This is a genomic window from Desulfosoma caldarium (genome assembly GCF_003751385.1).
In the GTDB taxonomy this organism is placed as follows: domain Bacteria; phylum Desulfobacterota; class Syntrophobacteria; order Syntrophobacterales; family DSM-9756; genus Desulfosoma; species Desulfosoma caldarium.
Genome location: NZ_RJVA01000012.1, coordinates 22,195 through 40,045 on the forward strand (window position 1 = coordinate 22,195; position 17,851 = coordinate 40,045).

Sequence of the window (17,851 nt, forward strand, 5' to 3'; positions counted from 1 at the left end):
TGGCCCCCCTGATTTAGAACGCCTTCACCATAAATGGAGAAAAGGCCTTTGTCAACAACTTGCCTTGCGCTTGTGCAAGTCGGTTCAAGGGTCCGTGTGCATTTGGAAGTCTCGTTGTGCCTTGCCTCCGGAGCGTTTCTTCGATAAAGGAAGACGGGTCACCTGAGGGAGCTTGGCGGCGAATACGGACGATGGAGGCATGCATGAAGATCGCGTATTTCAGCATGGAAGTAGGGCTCAGCGAACACATTCCCACCTACAGTGGGGGGCTTGGCATTTTGGCTGGGGATCACATCAAGTCCTCGGCGGATCTCAACATTCCTTTGGTGGCCGTGACCCTTTTGTACAAAAGGGGCTATTTCATTCAACAGATCAATGCCCTGGGCCAACAGGAAGAGCTTTACCCCTACTTCGATCCTCGAGCCTTTATGGAGCCCTTGCCCTTCAAGGTGACGGTGCCCATGGAAGGGCGCCATGTACACGTGGGGGTGTGGAAGTACAACCAGGTAGGCCAAAAGGGCCGAATTCCCGTGTATTTTTTGGACACGGACCTCCCCACGAACCGCCCCGAAGACCGTATGATCACCCATTATCTCTACGGCGGCGATAAGCACACGCGCATCTGTCAGGAAGCGGTGCTAGGCATCGGCGGCTACATGGTCCTCAAAAAACTCGAACCCGGCATTACCACCTACCACATGAACGAAGGCCACGCTGTCTTTCTCACCCTGGCCCTGCTCAAGGATGCCGGTGGCAACGTGGAGCGGGTTCGGGAAAAGTGTGTCTTCACCACCCACACGCCTGTGCCCGCAGGCCATGATACTTTCGATTACGCCATGGCCGAAGCGGTCCTTCAGGACTACATGCCGCCCAACATTCGAGACCTGGCGGGACAGGATGCCCTCAACACCACCGTGTTGGCCCTGAACCTATCGCGGGCCAGCAACGGGGTCAGCGAACTGCATGGGGAAGTGTCTCGTGAGATGTTTCCGGGTTTTGACATCGGGCACATCACCAACGGTGTGCACCATCTGATGTGGACGGGCCCTGAGTTTCAGGCACTCTACGACCAGTATTGCCCGGGATGGCGCGAACAGCCGCAGCATTTGGCCAAAGCGCGAACCATTCCCGACGATGCGGTGCGCGAAGCCAAGAAAGCGGCCAAAAAGCGCCTAATCAGTTACATCAATGCCATCTCCGGCGCAGGCTTCAGTGAAGAGCTTCTCACCGTGGGTTTTGCGCGCCGTGCGGCGTCCTATAAGCGGGCCACCTTGATCCTCACCGACCTGGAATACCTGGTGAACCTTTCCCACGACCGTGTCCAATATATTTTTGCCGGCAAGGCGCACCCTCAGGACGGCGCCGGCAAGGAACTCATCAAGGAAATCGTGCACATTGCCAAGCAATACGAAGAAAAGCTTCGCATCGTCTATGTGCCCAACTACAACATCTGGCTCGGCGCGCTCATGACTCAAGGCACCGACGTGTGGCTCAACACACCGCGCCGCCCTCGAGAAGCCTGCGGCACCAGTGGCATGAAGGTGTGCTTTAACGGGGGCGTCAACATGAGTGTTTTGGACGGGTGGTGGCGGGAAGCCTGTCGGGATCGCCAGAACGGCTGGGCCGTCGGCGACGATGAGGACCAGAGCGACGAAGAAGCAGCCGCCGATCTGTATCGGGATATCGACGACATGGTGACCACCTACTATGCGAACCCCAAGCACTGGGTACAAATCATGAAAAATTCCATGGCCGACGTCTGCCCCGTGTTCAACACCCATCGGATGGTGCTGGACTACCTGCACAAGTACTACCTCTAGGGTCTGCTGAACAATGGCTTTTCGGCGCCATGTTCGGCTTCATCTGGTCGGAATGCCCCGAGGCACGATGGGGGAGGGCGCCTCGTGAGATGTGATGGGTCGGAGCGCCCCGAGGCACGATGATTTGTCGGTGGGTGGACTTAAAGGGCTGCCGGCGCCCGATCCTTCAGACGGACGGCTCCTGGACTCTCCGTTCGTTGGCAGGCAATCCCGGGCCATCGTCCCAAGGCACGGCCAAGCCTTCGGCAGCGGAGGGACCGCGGCCTGGTGGTCCGCTTGTTTTCGGAAAGTCAAAGCCGTCCCTTCGAACCAGAGCGGCGTGCGTGTTTCGAGTCCCCGCGGCACCTCGCGAGGTGCCGATGGTCGGCCGAGATGTGATCTGCTGGTGAAGAAAGCAAACGCTGTGTCAGTTGCGGGCACGCGCGAGCCCGCAGTCCCCTCTCGTCATTCCCGCGAAAGCGGGCCTCTCAACCCCCCACCCCAATCCGTCACGCCCGAGGAATCCGTAGCCCCCATCTGTCGCTTCTGAGCATCTGGGAGCCCGAAGGCTGCCCAAAGTCTTCGCTCCCCAGCTCTCCAAAAGGCGCGCCTTTGGGTATGCTTTTTCTGCATTAAGCAGTGGTCCTCAGGGCTTCCATGAGCTTGGGCACCGTGTCCTTGGGCGAGACGGGGGACCAAGCCTTTTTCAGAATTCCGGCTTCATCAAAGAGAAAAGCGGAGCGCACGATGCCTTGAACCTTCTTGCCTCGAACCTGCTTTTCTCTCCAGACGCCAAAAGCTTCGGCGACCAGGTGGTCCGCATCGGAAAGCAAGGGATACCGTAGGCCGTGTTTTTCGGCGAAACGTTTCTGCGCTGTCGGGGAATCGGGACTGATGCCGAGGACTTTAACCCCCAGAGCGCTAAGCTGGGGCAAGACCTCTTGTACGGCGACGGCCTGGGCGGTGCAGCCCCCGGTGTTCGCTCGAGGATAAAAGAAGATGAACAGTTGGCTACCGGCAAAGTCTTCCGGGCGGACCACATTGCCGTCTTGATCCAGCAGGGAAAAGGACGGCACGGCCTCTTCAAGGGCCAGCGCGGTGGGTTTGGTCGAGGCACTCATGGGCGGGCTCCTTCTATGAACGATAATCGGCGTTAATCTTCACGTAATCGTAGGAAAAATCGCATGTGTACACCGTCTCCGACGCGTTCCCTTCTCCCAGTTCTAAGGTCATACAAATGTCCTTTTGTCGAAGCACGGCCGATGCTTTGGCTTCGAGGGTCTCGTCCGCCACGGGCTGACCGTTCTTGAAAATGCACACGTTATCAAAATACAGGCTCACACGGTCGGGGTCGAAATCCACGCCGGAACGGCCTGCCGCGGCGACGACTCGGCCCCAGTTGGCGTCTTGGCCGAACAGGGCGGTCTTAACCAGTGGGGAATTGGCCACGGTGCGCGCGACGGCCAGAGCCCGCTGTCGACTTTTGGCGCCGCGCACCGTCACGGCCACGAACTTAGTGGCCCCTTCGCCGTCTCGAACGATCTGTTGCGCGAGATCCAGGCAGACTCGAGTGAGCAGGGCGCCGAAGTTCTCGGCTTCCGGCGATGAGGAGTCGGTGATGATGGCATGACCCGCTGCGCCGCTGGCCAGGACCAGAACCGTGTCATTGGTGCTGGTGTCGCCATCCACAGTGATGCGGTTGAAGGACCGGTTGACGGATTCGGTGAGCCAGTATCTGAGAACGTTTGGCGCAAGGGCCGCGTCTGTGACCACAAAGGCGAGCATGGTGGCCATGTCGGGCGAGATCATTCCGGAGCCTTTAGCCATGCCGCCGCACGTGATCGTGGTCCCGGCAACCTGCGTGCGAGCCCAAGCCGTTTTGGGCACCGTGTCCGTGGTCATGATGGCCCGCGCGGCATCAAGCCATCCTTCGGGGTGTAGGGTGGCGATGAGCTGGGGAAGTACGTGGTCCAGAGCCTCAAGGTGCAACTGAGGGCCGATGACGCCCGTGGAAGCGACGAGGACTTCCCGGTAAGGGATGCCCAGCAGAGTCGCCAGCCGCTGAGCGCTCTGGCGGGCCCGCCGAATGCCTTCTTCTCCCGTGCACGCGTTGGCAATGCCCGCATTGATGAGGACCGCTCGAGCACGCCCGTGGGCCGCGTCCAAGTGTTCTTTGCACAAAACCACGGGTGCGGCGCAGAACCGGTTCTGCGTGAAGACACCGGCGGCGGCCGCCGCAACGTCGCTCATTATGAGCGCGCAATCCGGCCGATTCCTGTAGCGCATGCCGCTCATGGCCGAGGCCACGCGAAATCCCGGCACGTGAAAATTCCCCCGCTGCACCGTTTCCGCACTGGGCTCTTGGTTCATGGGCTTTCGCCTCACTTTCCGCAACATTTCTTGTATTTCTTGCCGCTTCCGCACGGACACGGATCATTGCGGCCCACCTTTTTGCCCTTCTTGACGGTTTGAGGTGCCCGCGGGCCGTCGGCCGGGCCATAATACATGGGTTGGTTCTCGTGTTGCTGGCGAAGCTGCTGGACCTCTTCTTCCTGACGAATCTGCACGTGGAACAAGATGCGCACGGTTTCTTCTTTGAGCCGATGAATCATGTCATCGAACAGCGCATGGGCTTCTCGCTTGTAGGCCACCAGTGGATCCTGCTGGGCGTAACCTCGAAGTCCAATGCCTTCCTTCAGGTGGTCCATGTTGAGCAGATGGTCTTTCCAGAGGCTGTCGAGGGTCTGGAGAAGCACGTAGTTTTCCAGATCCCGCATGAGGGTTTCGCCGAATTCCCGCTCCCTGGCGTCATACTTTTCTTGGACCCGCTGCCAGAGGAGTTCTTTCAGGTCTTGTGGGGTCATGTCGGCCATCTCGGCATCCGATGGCACCAGCCCCGGCCCGAACAAACGCTGCACTTCCGTCCTCAGCCCCTCCACGTTCCAATCTTCGGCGTAGGATTTCTCGTCCGTCGTGGATTCGATGATGTCCAGCAGGAGGTCTTCAGCCATGTCCATGATGGTGGGCTTGAGGTTTCCGCCCTTGAGGGCTTCCCGGCGTTGGCGGTAGATCACCTCGCGCTGCTGGTTCATGACATCGTCATATTCCAGAAGATGCTTGCGAATACTGAAATTGTGGGCTTCCACGCGCTTTTGAGCGTTTTCAATGGCCCTCGTCACCAACCGATGCTCAATGGGCTCCCCTTCCTCCATGCCGATGCGATGCATCAGACCCGAGATGCGGTCGGCGGCAAAGATGCGCATGAGGTCGTCTTCCAGGCTAAGGTAAAACCGGGAGGAACCGGGGTCGCCTTGACGGCCTGCACGGCCGCGCAGCTGATTGTCGATGCGTCGGGCTTCGTGGCGTTCCGTTCCCAAAATGTGCAAGCCTCCCAATTCCGCCACGCCCGGTCCCAGAACGATATCCGTACCGCGTCCGGCCATGTTGGTGGAAATGGTCACGGCGCCCTTTTGGCCCGCCTTGGCCACGATTTCCGCCTCCTTTTCGTGGTGCTTGGCGTTGAGCACCTGGTGAGGAATGCCCTCACGCTTGAGCATGCGGCTGAGCCTTTCCGACTTGTCGATACTCACCGTGCCCACAAGCACGGGGCGGCCCTGGGCGTGAAGTTCCTTGATTTCCTGAACCACCGCCTGAAATTTTTCCCGTTCGGTTCGGTAGATACAGTCGGGATGGTCCGTGCGAATCATGGGCTTGTGAGTGGGAATAACGACCACTTCCAAGTTATAAATTTTGGCGAATTCTTCCGCTTCCGTATCCGCAGTGCCGGTCATGCCCGCCAGCTTCTTGTACATGCGAAAGTAATTTTGAAAAGTGATGGAAGCCAGGGTCTGGTTTTCGTTTTCCACCCGCACGCCTTCCTTGGCTTCCAGAGCCTGATGTAGCCCGTCGCTGTAACGGCGGCCGGGCATGAGCCGCCCGGTAAATTCGTCGACAATGATCACCTTGCCATCTTTGACAATATAATCCACGTCCTTTTGAAAGAGGGTGTGCGCCCGTAGGGCTTGCTGCACATGGTGCAGCAGATCCATGTTTCTAGGGTCGTAGAGGTTTTCCACGCCGAGCAGAGATTCGGCGGCGGCAACACCTTCTTCAGTCAGAGTCACCGTACGGCTTTTCTCATCCTTGGTGTAGTGAACCTCGGGCTTAAGGTGCGGAATGATGCGGTTGACCCGCACGTAAAGCTGGGTGGACTTTTCGGCTGGGCCGGAAATGATGAGAGGGGTTCTCGCCTCGTCGATGAGAATGCTGTCCACTTCATCCACGATGGCGTAGTGGAGCTCCCGCTGCACCATGTCTTCCAGGCGAAATTTCATGTTGTCCCTGAGATAATCGAACCCGAACTCATTGTTAGTGCCATAGGTCACATCACAATTGTAAGCCGCCTTGCGTTCCCGATCGTCCAAACCGTGGACGATGCAGCCCACCGAAAGGCCCAGGAACTTGTAAACCGTTCCCATCCACTCACTGTCCCGCTTGGCCAGGTAGTCGTTGACCGTGACCACGTGGACGCCGCGCCCGGTGAGGGCATTGAGATAGACCGGCATGACGGCCACAAGAGTCTTGCCTTCACCGGTTTTCATTTCGGCGATCTTGCCTTGATGCAAGACGATACCGCCGATGATCTGCACATCAAAAGGGCGCATGCCCAAGGTGCGTGTGGCGGCTTCGCGGGCCACGGCAAAGGCTTCGGGCAACAGATCATCCGAAGGTTCTCCGCGGGCCACCCGTTCTCGGAATTCCACGGTCTTGGCCTGCAGAGCCTGATCGCTGAGCTTTCTCAAGGACGGCTCCCACTGGGTGACGGCATCCACGAGAGGGGCGATGCGTTTGAGATTACGCTCGTTTTGTGTGCCAAAAACCTTTTTCAAAAGGGCACCGATCATGGTGGGTTTTCTCCTTGGGTGAAGTTCAAGGCGGCCTGTGCGGCCGCCGCCCCGGTTCTATAACGCACAAGGTCAGGAAATTCAACGCAGGGATCGGAAGCGCCTGCTGTGGGGTCATACCTTGATTTATGCCAGAACATCAATGTGTGGGGTCATCAATCCGTGGGATCAGAGTTTGATGAGTCCCACAGGGTAGAAAGCTTTGGCCTTTGAACAGTCTCGCAGGGCGGCCGGCTGCGGCGCATGGAGTGCAAACCGTCCAGAGGGCTTTTACTTTTTGCTTTCGACGCCCGCCACGCCTCTCTCTGTGGGCACAGTGCTCGAACAGCCAAAGATTCAGTCAACGCACCATTAGCGTTTTTTGGCCCGTGACGTTCAGGCCGTGTCGGCCTGGGGGATTTCCGCAACGGTGCGCAACACAGCCCAGGCGTCGACGTCGAAGAAAAGCTTGACACGTGAAGAAAAGGTCTGGTAGCTGTTATAGAAAAAAACGGTGTTGTGTATAATGAAACGATCGGGACAGCCAAACGCCATAGAAAAAGCGCTTCAGGTCCTGTTAGCTTTTCAAGTGGACCGGCCGCGCTGGGGTGTGCGTGAACTGGCGACCCATTTGGGATTTAGTCCCGCGACGATTCAAAGGTTATTGAAGACCTTAAAGGCCTACCACTTCATCGACCAAGATCCTCGGACCCAACAGTACAGGCTGGGAACCATTTACTATCGGTTCCTGGAGGTTTTGCAGAGCCAGCATGGCGTTGTGCAGGAAGCGGGACCCGTCATGCGCCGGCTGAGTTTGGAAACGGGCGAAACGGTGCACCTCAATGTGCTGGACGGGCGCGAGAGGCTCTGCGTGGACAGCGTGGAATCCAGCCAATCCCTCAAGGCCGGCATGCCCGTGGGCAACCGTTCCCCGCTCTATGCCGGAGCGTCTTCCAAGTGCCTTTTGGCTTTCGCTCCCAAGGCCTTCGTGGATGCGTATTTGGCCGAGGTGCGCCCCATTCCTTTGACACCCAACACTTTGGTGGACTCGGAAAAGCTCATGGCGGAGATCGCGGCCATCCGTGACCGGGGTTGGGCGGAAAGCTTGGCGGAGCGCACCTTGGGGTTGGGATCTCTGAGTGTTCCCATCTTCTCCCATAACGGCCATGTGCTGGCGGCGCTTAGCATGGCGTTGCCCGAACTGCGTTTCAAGGACTCGGAGCATAAGAAGCGGTGCCTTGATCAACTGTTGCGCGCAGGCAAGGAGCTTTCGCAGCGGATGGGCTGGCGTGGAAGTTATCCCGTGGCCCATGAGAGCGGTCAGGGGTGATGGAAGGGGTGGATGAGGAAAAAGGAGGGTGCATGACGCAGCGAGCCAAGGCGTTGAGTGGAATCAAGGTGTTGGATTTGTCGCGGGTTCTGGCCGGGCCGTATTGTTCTATGATGTTGGGGGACATGGGAGCGGATGTGATCAAGGTGGAGCGCCCCGGCGTGGGCGACGACACCCGCCAGTGGGGACCGCCGGAAGCCGGTGGCGAAGCCGCCTATTACCTGTGTGTCAATCGCAACAAGCGCAGCATCACGGTGGATTTGAAAAAGGAAGAAGGGCGGCGCATCATTCGTTCTTTGGCTTCCCAAAGCGACATTCTCATTGAAAACTACAAGGTGGGCACGTTGCCCAAAATGGGCCTCGGCTACGAGGACCTTCAAAAGATCAATCCGCGTTTGATTTATTGTTCCATCACGGGATTTGGCCAAAATGGTCCTTATAAGGACAAGCCCGGCTATGATTTCATGATTCAGGGCATGGGCGGCATCATGAGCATCACCGGGGATCCGGACGGTCCTCCTATGAAAGTGGGTGTGGCCATTGTAGACATCACGGCCGGACTGTTTGCCTGCAGCGCCATTCTCGCGGCCCTTTACCACAGAACCTTAACAGGCCGAGGTCAATATATCGATGTGGCCCTTTTGGATGCCGTGGTGGCCTGGCTGGCCAACGTGGGCAGCAACTATTTGGTTTCCGGAGAAATCCCAAAGCGCTACGGGAACGCTCATCCCAATATCGTGCCCTACGAGCCGTTTAAGTGCAAGGACGGAACCTACATTGCCCTTGCGGTGGGTAACGACCGGCAGTGGCAGGATTTTTGCCGTTTGGCCGGCCTGGAATCCTTGGCCAACGATCCTCGTTTTGCCACCAACCCTCAGCGGGTCATTCACCGCAAGGAGCTCATCCCTCTGGTGGCTCAAGCCATGTTGCAAAAGACCGGCGACGAGTGGTTGGAGGCTCTGGATCGGCTGAAAATTCCCTGCGGGCCCATCAACACGTTGGATCGGGTTTTTGCCGACCCTCAGGTGCTCGCTCGAAACATGGTGGCCGAAGTGCCCCACCCGACGGCCGGATCCGTGAAGCTGGTGGCGAGTCCCATGAAGTTTTCGGACACGCCGTGTGTCATCGACAGGCACCCGCCCCTGTTGGGCGAGCACACGGAAGAAGTGCTTCAGCAGGTGCTCGGGTATTCGCAGGAAGACATTTGTCGGCTGAGGGAACAGGGGGTGGTGTGAGATACGATGGGTGAGGCGCTGATCATTTTTGCCAACGGAGTGCTGGGGGTTTTCCTGGGCATGGGTGTGCTCTACGGGGCCATGCATTTTTTAGCGTGGCTTGTGGCCCGCATGGCCAAGGAGGAACAGTCGTGAACGGAGGACCTCTGGATTTGTTGACCCACATGGGCCTTTTCGCGGTCACGCCCGGTATGGTTTTCATGTGGGTGGTGGCCGCGGTGTTGGTGTACTTGGCCATTGCTAAACAGTTTGAACCCTTGTTGCTGTTGCCCATCGGGTTCGGCATTTTGGTGGCCAATCTTCCCCTGACCGGTCTGATGGAACCGGGAGAAGGCCTTCTGTGGCGCTTTTACCATTACGGCCTGCAGTGGGAAGTTATTCCTCCGGTTATCTTTCTAGGCTTGGGCGCCATGACGGATTTCGGCCCCATGCTGGCACGGCCTTCCTTAATCTTTTTGGGAGCGGGCGCTCAGGTCGGGGTTTACCTCACCTTTTTCGTCGCACGCCTTCTGGGCATGACCTTACCGGAAGCGGCCACCACGGGCATCATCGGCGGTGCCGACGGTCCCACCAGCATTTATTTAGCGACGAGGCTGGCGCCGCACATGTTGGGCAGCTGTGCCGTGGCCGCCTACTCCTACATGGCCCTTGTGCCCATCATTCAGCCGCCGGTTATGAAACTGCTGACGAATCCGGCCGAGCGGGCCATGGTCATGAAGAAATCGCGCAAGGTGCCCAAGCTGGAACGGATCCTATTTCCCATCGTTGCCACTTTGGTCACGGTCCTGGTAGTGCCCGCCTCGGCGCCGCTCATGGTCATGTTTATGCTGGGTAACCTCTTTCGTGAATCGGGTGTTGTGGAACGCTTGGCCGGCGCGGCCCAGAATGAGCTCATGAACATCGTGACCATCTTCCTGGGCCTATCGGTCGGCGCCACCATGAACGCCGCCACTTTCTTGCAACCGAAGGTCGTTTACATCTTTCTCCTCGGCCTAGTGGCCTTTGCGGTGAGCACGGCCTGTGGAGTGCTTTTTGCCAAGTTCATGAACTTGTTCCTTAAGGACAAGATTAACCCCCTGATCGGCGCGGCGGGTGTTTCCGCCGTGCCCATGTCGGCTCGCGTGGTGCACCAAGTGGGCAGTGAGGCCAACAAGAAGAATTACCTACTCATGTTTGCCATGGGGCCGAACATTGCCGGTGTCATCGGAACCATTTTGGCAGCGGGCGTGTTTCTTTCCATGCTTCAATGAGCCGGCAAGAAGAGTTACCGAGAAATGGCAAAGTCGTCGTTCCGCCGACGGCGGAAGCTTTTATAGGGACTGTGGGGTCAAACTCGGCGTTTGCGGTCACTCACGCGCAGGCGGGAGTCGATAACCCTGCGGGAACCTTGGATTCGAGGTAAGTTGGCGCGGCCATAAGACCGCCGGAGATGGCGAAAAGTCGAAGCGCCGAGAAGCGCGAGGGAATGTCGCGGCTTGCGCCGCTCCAACAGATCGGCTTCTCAAGCAGGTTTTAATATAAGGAGCATTTCTTCCGTCAAAGACCTAGGTTTTGTAACTTTCACGGACCACAAGGAGGATTCCCATGGCAGAAGACGTTTTGGCCCCGATGGTGGGCAAGATTTTGAAGATCAAAGTCAAGGCCGGCGACGCGGTGCAGGAAGACGACGAGGTGCTCGTGATGGAATCCATGAAGCTGGAAACCTCCGTGCACGCGCCGTGCAGCGGTGTGGTCAAGGAAATCAAGGTTTCCGAAGGCGACCGAGTGGAAGAAGACGACGTTTTGCTCGTCATTGAATAATCCGCAAAGGGGGACGCTCATGCAGTTTGAACTCACCGAAGAACAACGCATGGTGCAAGAGCAGGCGCGCCGTTTCGCCGAAAAAGATATTCTTCCCACCGTTGAGGACGAAGAGCGGAACCATGTGTTCAACCGAGAACGGCTGAAAAAGATGGGGGAACTGGGCTTCTTTGGCTGTTGCATTCCCGAAGAATATGGTGGCAACGGCATGGGTTTCATGGAATCGGTGTTGATGACTGAACAGATCGCCAAAGTTTCACCATCCTGGCGCGTGCCATTTAATATGCAGAACATCGGTCCGGCCATCACCGTGAACCAGTTCGGAACGGAAGAGCAGAAGAAAAAATATATTCCTGAATGGGTTTCCGGGGAAAAGATCGGCTTTTTTGCCATCACCGAACCCAACGCCGGATCGGACGTGGCGGGCATGCGCACCACGGCAAAGGACATGGGCGACCATTGGGAGCTGAACGGCCAAAAGATGTGGATCAGCAATGCGCCCGTGGCCGATGTGGGTCTAGTCTACGCCTACACGGACAGGGACAAGAAGTACAAGGGCATGACCTGTTTCATCGTGGATGTGGCCAACAACCCCAACATCGAACGCCGCGCCATCGAATCCAAGCTGGGGCTGCACTGTTCGCCCACGGGAGAGCTGATCTTTGACGGGGCCAAGATTCCCAAGGACGCCGTTTTGGGCCAGGTGGGCGAAGGGTTCAAAATTTGCATGTGGATGCTCAATAACACGCGCCTCAGCTGTGCCGCCGGGGCTTTGGGGGTTTCGGGAGCGTGCTTGGAACTGGCCGTCAAATACGCCAATGAGCGGACTCAGTTTGGCAATCCCATTTCCACCTACCAAATGATTCAGGCGCAGATCGCCGAAATGGCCGCGGAGCATGAAGCGGCCAAATGGCTTGTCTACCATGCCGCCTACCTCAAAGACCAAGGCAAGCCCAACCAGCTGCAGACGTCCATCGCCAAGTTTTTTGCATCAGAGTGTGCGGTGCGCGCGGCCAATGAGGCCATGAAGATCTTCGGTTCCTACGGGTTTTCCACGGAATACCCCATCGAGCGGTACTACAGGGATGCCAAATCCTACCAGGTTGTGGAAGGGACGAGCAATGTGCAGAAGATGATCATTGCCGGCATTACCTGCGGCCATCAGCCGAACCGATAAAAGGAGCGAGGGGGTTATGGCACCGGAGTGGAAAGATCTGACGGAAAAGTTTCAGGCCGAGCGGCAACGGCTGCGAGCCGGCGGGGGGGCGGAACTTCAGGCCAAGGAGCATGCCAAGGGCAAGCTCACGGCCCGGGAACGCATCGATCTCTTGTTTGATCCCGGGACATTTGAAGAAGTGGACCTTTTTGCCAAGCACATTGGGCGAGATTACGGTCTGGACAAAAGGGAGCTGCCCGCCGACGGCGTCATCATCGGCTACGGGGAAGTGAACGGCCGAGGGTGCATGGTGTACGCCGAGGATTTTACCGTGGTGGCCGGAACCTTTGGTGAGCGGCATGGGCGCAAGATCTGTAAGATTATTGACATGGCTCGCAAGTACGGCTACCCCGTGGTGGGTATCAACGATTCGGGCGGCGCCCGCGTGACCGAACAGATGGGGGCGCTTTCCCAGTATGGCCAGTTGTTTTACCGCCATGTGGCCGCTTCGGGAGTCGTGCCCCAGATTGCCCTTATCATGGGCCCTGTGGCCGGCGGCCAGGCCTACTCGCCGGCGCTTATGGACTTCATTTTCATGGTGGACAAGACCAGTTCCATGTTCATTGCCGGGCCACCCTTGGTGGAAGCGGTGGTCTACGAAAAGACCGACGAACAGTCCTTGGGTGGGCCCAAGGTGCATGGGCGGATCACGGGGGTGTCGGACGGCACCATGGCCGATGATCGCCAATGCTTGGAGCAGACGCGCCGCTTGCTGTCCTACTTGCCGTTGAACAACAAGGAGGCGCCGCCCTATGAGGAACCCGAGGACCGTGCGGATCGTGAAACCGAGGAACTGGAGCAAATCATTCCCACGGACCAGAAAAAGCTCTACAACATGCGCCGGGTCATCGAAGTGGTGTTTGATCGGGGAAGTTTCTTTGAACTCAAAAAGGAATTTGCCCAAAACCTCATCATCGGTTTTGCCCGCCTCAACGGCCACGTGGTGGGCGTGGTGGCCAACAATCCCATGAAATATAACGGCGCTCTGGACTACAATGCCGCCGACAAGGGATCCCGTTTTATTCGGTTCTGCGATGCTTTCAATATTCCGCTCATCAGTTTGCAGGATGTGCCGGGCTTTCTCATCGGCACTCGCTCCGAACACAACGGGATCATTCGCCACGGGGCCAAGATGCTGTACGCTTACGCGGAAGCCACCGTGCCGAAGATCACCTGCGTTGTGCGCAAGGCCTACGCAGGAGGATACCTGGCCATGTGCAGCAAGGATCTGGGTGCGGACCTGGTTTTTGCCTTGCCCACCGCCGAAATCTGCCTTATGGGCCCTCAAGGCGCGGTGAACATTTTGTTTCGCAAGGAAATCGCCGCCGCACAGGATCCCGAAAAGGTGCGAGCCGAGCGGGAAGCGGAATTCATGGAGCGCTACGTCAATCCCACCTATGCGGCCGGGCTGCAGCACGTGGATGACATTATCATGCCGGCGGAACTGCGCCGACGCCTTATCAAGGGGTTGGAAATGACCCTGGACAAGGACGAAGAAGGGCCCGATCGCAAGCACGGGATCACGCCTGTGTGACGCCTATGGAGGGGAAGAGTTCCGCCGCAAGGACGCCTTTCCCCTTTTTTGTTGATCAAAGAAGGTTGTTTTGAGTCGGCAAAAATTGTACGGGATTTCTATAAGTCGTTGGCGGGTCCGAACGGCGTGGGCTGTTCGGGACAAAGCAGCAGGGCAGGTCAAAAGAAAGGAGAGGACGATGAGGAAACTTGCGTTGGTGGGCATGCTGGTCTTGGGACTTTTTATCGGGCAGGCGCAGGCCGAGTCGGCCAAGGTTCTTGTGGCCACGGGAGGCATCGGCGGCGTCTACTATTACTATGGAACACAGATTGCCGAAATTCTGACCAAGAACAATGCCGTCCCGGCCACGGCCATTCAGACGGCGGCCTCCGTCGACAACATGCTTCTCATTCGGGACAAGACAAACCCGGACAAGAAAACTTACTTTCTGGCCACCGTGCTTCCGGACACGGCCTATTTCACCGTCACCGGAAAGCATGAGAAGTTTGCCGAAAAGCCGGTCAAGGCCAGTATTTTGTGGATGATGTACCCTAACTTCCTGCACATCGTCACCACAGACCAGTCCGGAATCAAGAGCCTGGCAGACCTTAAGAACAAGCGTGTTTCTCCGGGCGCTCCGGGCAGCGGCACCGAATTCACGGCCTTGAACCTGCTCAAGGCCGCGGGGATTGAACCGGAAAACTTCAAGAAATGGGAAAGACTTGGAGCCAAGGAATCGGCTGAGGCGCTGGTCAATGGCACCATTGACGCCTATTTCTGGTCCGGCGGGCTACCGACGGGAAGCATTGTGGAATTGGCCAACACTTTGAAGCGCAAGGGCATGAATTTGGCGCTGGTGCCCTTGGCGGAAACGGACCCCGGCGTGGCGGCCTTCATGAAAGAGTTTAAGGGGCTGGCTGACCCGACTGTGATTCCTAAGGACGTTTACGGTTTAAAGGAGGATGTGCCCACTTTGGCGTTTTGGAACATGTTCATGGCACCGGAAAGCCTTCCCGAGGATCTGGCCTACACCATCACAAAAACCGTTTTTGAGAACTTGCAAACACTTCATGCTTCGGTCAAGCCGTCCAAGGACACCACGGCAGAAAACACGGCGCGTTTTGTCGGCAAGACTGCCATTGCGTTCCATCCCGGGGCCGTGCGCTATTTTAAAGAGAAAGGCCTCGTAAAATAGAAAGGATGCCCACGTCATGATCCGGCGCCCTGCGGTGATCGGCTGCACGGTTTTACTAGTGGGGCTGTTTGCCGCGGGGTTTGTCCTCAAACCGGCTCAGGTGGTCACCGCGGATGGCCGGAGCCGCGTGGTGTTCTTCCACCGATTTCAAAGAGGAAGCTTCCAGTTTGTCAATTCCGTGACCCACAAGCCGGTGACCGTGCACTTTCGCGTGCTTTCCCGGTTTGACCGGTTTTCCATAGAAACGGACGAAGAGACGGAAAACTATTACACATCGGGAACCTATGACATGGATGCGCTGCTTTCCCGCCAGACGACTTCTTCGCTGAAACTGTGCAGTATGCAGGGGATCGAGCTCTCCGTTGGTGACGACAGGTGGGAGATTCAAGACGGCTGTTTGGAGGTGACGTTGCTATGGACGTTTTGATTCGAAGACTTGTGCACGTGCTGGCGATTGTCGCGACATTATACCATCTCTACCTCGTCGTGCACCCGTACACGCCCTTGTCGTCTTTGCACGTTTCGTTACTTGACTTGACCCAGGTGCAGCGAGCAACCCACGTGTTTCTCATTGCACTTTTGGGCTATTGGGTCTGCATTTATCGGCTCAAAGCACGAAGCTTTTGGGGCGCTCTTCCCCTGCTCATCATGACCGGTTTTTTCACCTATGAATTCGTGCGCCTGGATCTTCCCTGGTTTCTGAAGGTGGCGGGCTGTGTGGTCTGGGCTTTGACCATGGTGTCGGTGGCCGTTGCGCAAGTGAGTCGCTACGCCAACGTGCTCTGCGGGTTGTTGAGTATTCTGCCCTTCGTCTATCTCGTGGCCACGTACGAAAAGCTCATTTATCGGGCCATTATGCCCGAACCGTGGGATCTTTTCATGGCCTTTTCCGAAGTTCTTTTGGTTCTGGGGGTGATCTTTCGTTTAAGCGGTCCCATTATGCCTACCCTGGTCATGATTTTTATCCTCTACAACCTCTACGGCGAATACATTCCGGGCACCTTTGCCAATCCCGGCTTCAGCATCGATATGCTCTTGGGCAAAATGTACTGCGAAACGGAAGCCGGGATTTTTGGTGCCATTACCGGGGTGTCCTTGAAGTACTTGATCTATTTCACCACGCTTGGGGCGGTGGTGACGCACATGGGATTCGGCAAGATCATTGCCAATATCGCCCTGCTTTTGGTGGGCCGCAGCCCCGCGTCGCCCGGTCGAGCCAGTTCCGTCATGGCCGTGCTCATGGGTATGTTTTCCGGGTCCGGAGCCGCCGACACACAGTTTGTGGCAACACTCACCAGGCCTCTCTTCGATCAGGTGCGCTACAACCGCCTCGTGGCGGCAGGCGTCATCGCCACGGTAGGATCCATCGCCTACATCACGCCTCCCGTCATGGGCTCCGTTTCGTTTATCATGGTGGAACTGCTGTCTATTCCGTATTCCACGATCATCCTCATGGCCACGGGCCCCATGCTGCTCTATCTGCTCGGAATCTTGCTCTACAACGAATTGTACGTGCGCCGTGAAGGATTGCCACACCTGAAAGTGGCGTCAACGACAAATTGGGCCTATTTCTGGCGTTATAGCTATGTTTTTATTCCCATATTGGTCATCATTACCTTGATTTATCGGGGCTTTGCAATCAACCTTACGGTGTCCGTGGCCATCGGCCTCTTTTTGCTTTTCGCCTATGCGGACAACACGTTGCGGCCCCCGGTGACCAAGATCTGGGAAGCCCTGGAAGAAGGGACCGTGTCCCTTTTGCACATTGCCAGTGCGGTTATCGCCGCCAACATGATCATGTCCATGATGGTGTTGAGCGGACTGGCTTCCAAGTTCTCCATCGTCATGTTGAAGATTAGCGGCTCCAGTATGCTTTTGGCCGCACTGTTTACCGGCGTTTTCAGCCTCATTTTGGGCATGGGCGTGCCGCCCATCGCCACCTACGTTTTGACTTCGGCCCTGACGGCCCCGGCCATTCAAAAACTGGCCATCATGACCGGCATTCCGGAAGGGCCGGCTCTGTTGGCGACGCATATGTTTTTATTTTATTTTGCCGTGCTGGCGGAAGTCACGCCACCCGTGGCCCTTTCGGCCTATGCGGCGGGAGCGGTCATGGGAACGGACCCCATCAAAACGGGCGTTTTTTCGGCTCGCGTGGCCCTGCCCAAGTATTTCATCGGGCTCACCTTTATTTTATCCTTCAGCGGCACGGCTCTTCTTATTGCTCCCGTCACGGAAACCCTGTCCGGATGGCCGGCGTTTCAGGCGATTGCCCTGCGCTATTTGGCCTCCCTCGGAGCCGTCATTTTCCTCAATGTGGGCGTGGTGGGCTACCTGTTTCGTCGATTATCGACGGTGGAACGTTGGATTAGCGGTATCTGCGGGCTGCTGCTTTTCTATCCTCACCTTTGGTTCAATGCAGTGAGCGCCTCGGTGGCCTTGGTCGTCGGTGCAAGAGCATGGCTGAGTCGGCCCAGAGTTGCGGAAGCTCACCCGATGTAGGAGTGGGGCGGGTACGCCGCGACAAGACGCTCATGGGGCGAACAAATCACGCCTTTGGAAAAGAGTGCCCGCACGATATGGCAGCACGCGGCGCTTCGATAAAGTTGAGGGGATCCGAACCGCTTCCTGGAGAGCTCCTGCGGCGTCATGTGAATCCACGTCGCGCCGTAGGGCGCGTTGACGGGGGATGAAGGTCAGCTCATCTTCTTCCCCTGAAAGCGCGGCCGTGTCACCCGCGTTGCCCACGCCAGAAAACCCGTTTTCGGAGGGTGTCAAAGTCTTGCCCTTATTGATGCGGGCCGACGGCGCACGCCTGAGGTAAAATTTAGGGTTTCAGTGGTGACGAGAAAGGGCGCCTGGCATTAAAAGGGTAAGGAT

General features: G+C 57.3%; 14 protein-coding genes. 11 read left to right on the forward strand and 3 right to left on the reverse strand.

Going from position 1 to position 17,851, the window contains the following annotated elements; all coding sequences use genetic code 11:
* Positions 1-203 precede the first annotated feature (203 nt).
* Positions 204-1,820, forward strand: coding sequence for an alpha-glucan family phosphorylase (gene glgP, locus EDC27_RS08325; RefSeq protein WP_211334831.1), 1,617 nt, complete (start codon positions 204-206; stop codon positions 1,818-1,820).
* A 611-nt stretch (positions 1,821-2,431) separates the two neighbouring features.
* Here glgP and EDC27_RS08330 read toward each other — a convergent pair.
* From EDC27_RS08330 to secA, 3 genes are read right to left on the reverse strand one after another with little or no spacing between them, the layout of a single operon-like run.
* The gene (locus EDC27_RS08330) at positions 2,432-2,920 is read right to left on the reverse strand and encodes a peroxiredoxin (protein WP_123290177.1); all 489 of its coding nucleotides are present in this window, start codon (positions 2,918-2,920) and stop codon (positions 2,432-2,434) included.
* Between the two features lie 13 nt (positions 2,921-2,933).
* A complete protein-coding gene (gene argJ / locus EDC27_RS08335) occupies positions 2,934-4,169 on the reverse strand; it encodes a bifunctional glutamate N-acetyltransferase/amino-acid acetyltransferase ArgJ (RefSeq protein WP_123290524.1) in 1,236 nt (411 codons plus the stop codon).
* An 11-nt stretch (positions 4,170-4,180) separates the two neighbouring features.
* Positions 4,181-6,703, reverse strand: a complete 2,523-nt coding sequence (gene secA, locus EDC27_RS08340; RefSeq protein ID WP_123290178.1) for a preprotein translocase subunit SecA — start codon at positions 6,701-6,703, stop codon at positions 4,181-4,183.
* Positions 6,704-7,208: 505 nt separating this feature from the next.
* On the opposite strand from secA, the gene EDC27_RS08345 reads away from it, so the two are divergent.
* The 10 genes from EDC27_RS08345 to EDC27_RS08385 all read left to right on the forward strand — a co-directional run bounded on the left by EDC27_RS08345 (position 7,209) and on the right by EDC27_RS08385 (position 17,473).
* Entirely contained in the window at positions 7,209-8,012 is an 804-nt protein-coding gene (locus EDC27_RS08345; protein ID WP_123290179.1) for an IclR family transcriptional regulator, read from the forward strand.
* A 32-nt stretch (positions 8,013-8,044) separates the two neighbouring features.
* Entirely contained in the window at positions 8,045-9,247 is a 1,203-nt protein-coding gene (locus tag EDC27_RS08350; protein WP_123290525.1) for a CaiB/BaiF CoA transferase family protein, read from the forward strand.
* Positions 9,248-9,253: 6 nt separating this feature from the next.
* Positions 9,254-9,382 (forward strand): hypothetical protein, encoded by a 129-nt coding sequence (locus EDC27_RS16760; RefSeq protein WP_281273135.1) that lies wholly within the window; start codon positions 9,254-9,256, stop codon positions 9,380-9,382.
* Positions 9,383-9,411: 29 nt separating this feature from the next.
* Complete coding sequence (locus EDC27_RS08355) at positions 9,412-10,497, forward strand: sodium ion-translocating decarboxylase subunit beta (protein WP_123290526.1); 1,086 nt, start codon at positions 9,412-9,414, stop codon at positions 10,495-10,497.
* Between the two features lie 334 nt (positions 10,498-10,831).
* On the forward strand, positions 10,832-11,047 hold the full coding sequence (locus EDC27_RS08360) for a biotin/lipoyl-containing protein (protein ID WP_123290180.1): 216 nt from the start codon (positions 10,832-10,834) through the stop codon (positions 11,045-11,047).
* Between the two features lie 19 nt (positions 11,048-11,066).
* Entirely contained in the window at positions 11,067-12,224 is a 1,158-nt protein-coding gene (gene acd, locus EDC27_RS08365) for a glutaryl-CoA dehydrogenase Acd (protein ID WP_123290181.1), read from the forward strand.
* Positions 12,225-12,240: 16 nt separating this feature from the next.
* A complete protein-coding gene (locus tag EDC27_RS08370; RefSeq protein ID WP_123290182.1) occupies positions 12,241-13,797 on the forward strand; it encodes an acyl-CoA carboxylase subunit beta in 1,557 nt (518 codons plus the stop codon).
* 178 nt (positions 13,798-13,975) lie between these two features.
* On the forward strand, positions 13,976-14,971 hold the full coding sequence (locus tag EDC27_RS08375) for a TAXI family TRAP transporter solute-binding subunit (RefSeq protein WP_123290183.1): 996 nt from the start codon (positions 13,976-13,978) through the stop codon (positions 14,969-14,971).
* 16 nt (positions 14,972-14,987) lie between these two features.
* On the forward strand, positions 14,988-15,398 hold the full coding sequence (locus EDC27_RS08380) for a hypothetical protein (protein ID WP_123290184.1): 411 nt from the start codon (positions 14,988-14,990) through the stop codon (positions 15,396-15,398).
* Complete coding sequence (locus EDC27_RS08385) at positions 15,386-17,473, forward strand: TRAP transporter permease (protein ID WP_123290185.1); 2,088 nt, start codon at positions 15,386-15,388, stop codon at positions 17,471-17,473. The genes EDC27_RS08380 and EDC27_RS08385 overlap by 13 nt, the downstream gene beginning before the upstream one ends.
* The last annotated feature ends 378 nt before the right edge of the window (positions 17,474-17,851 follow it).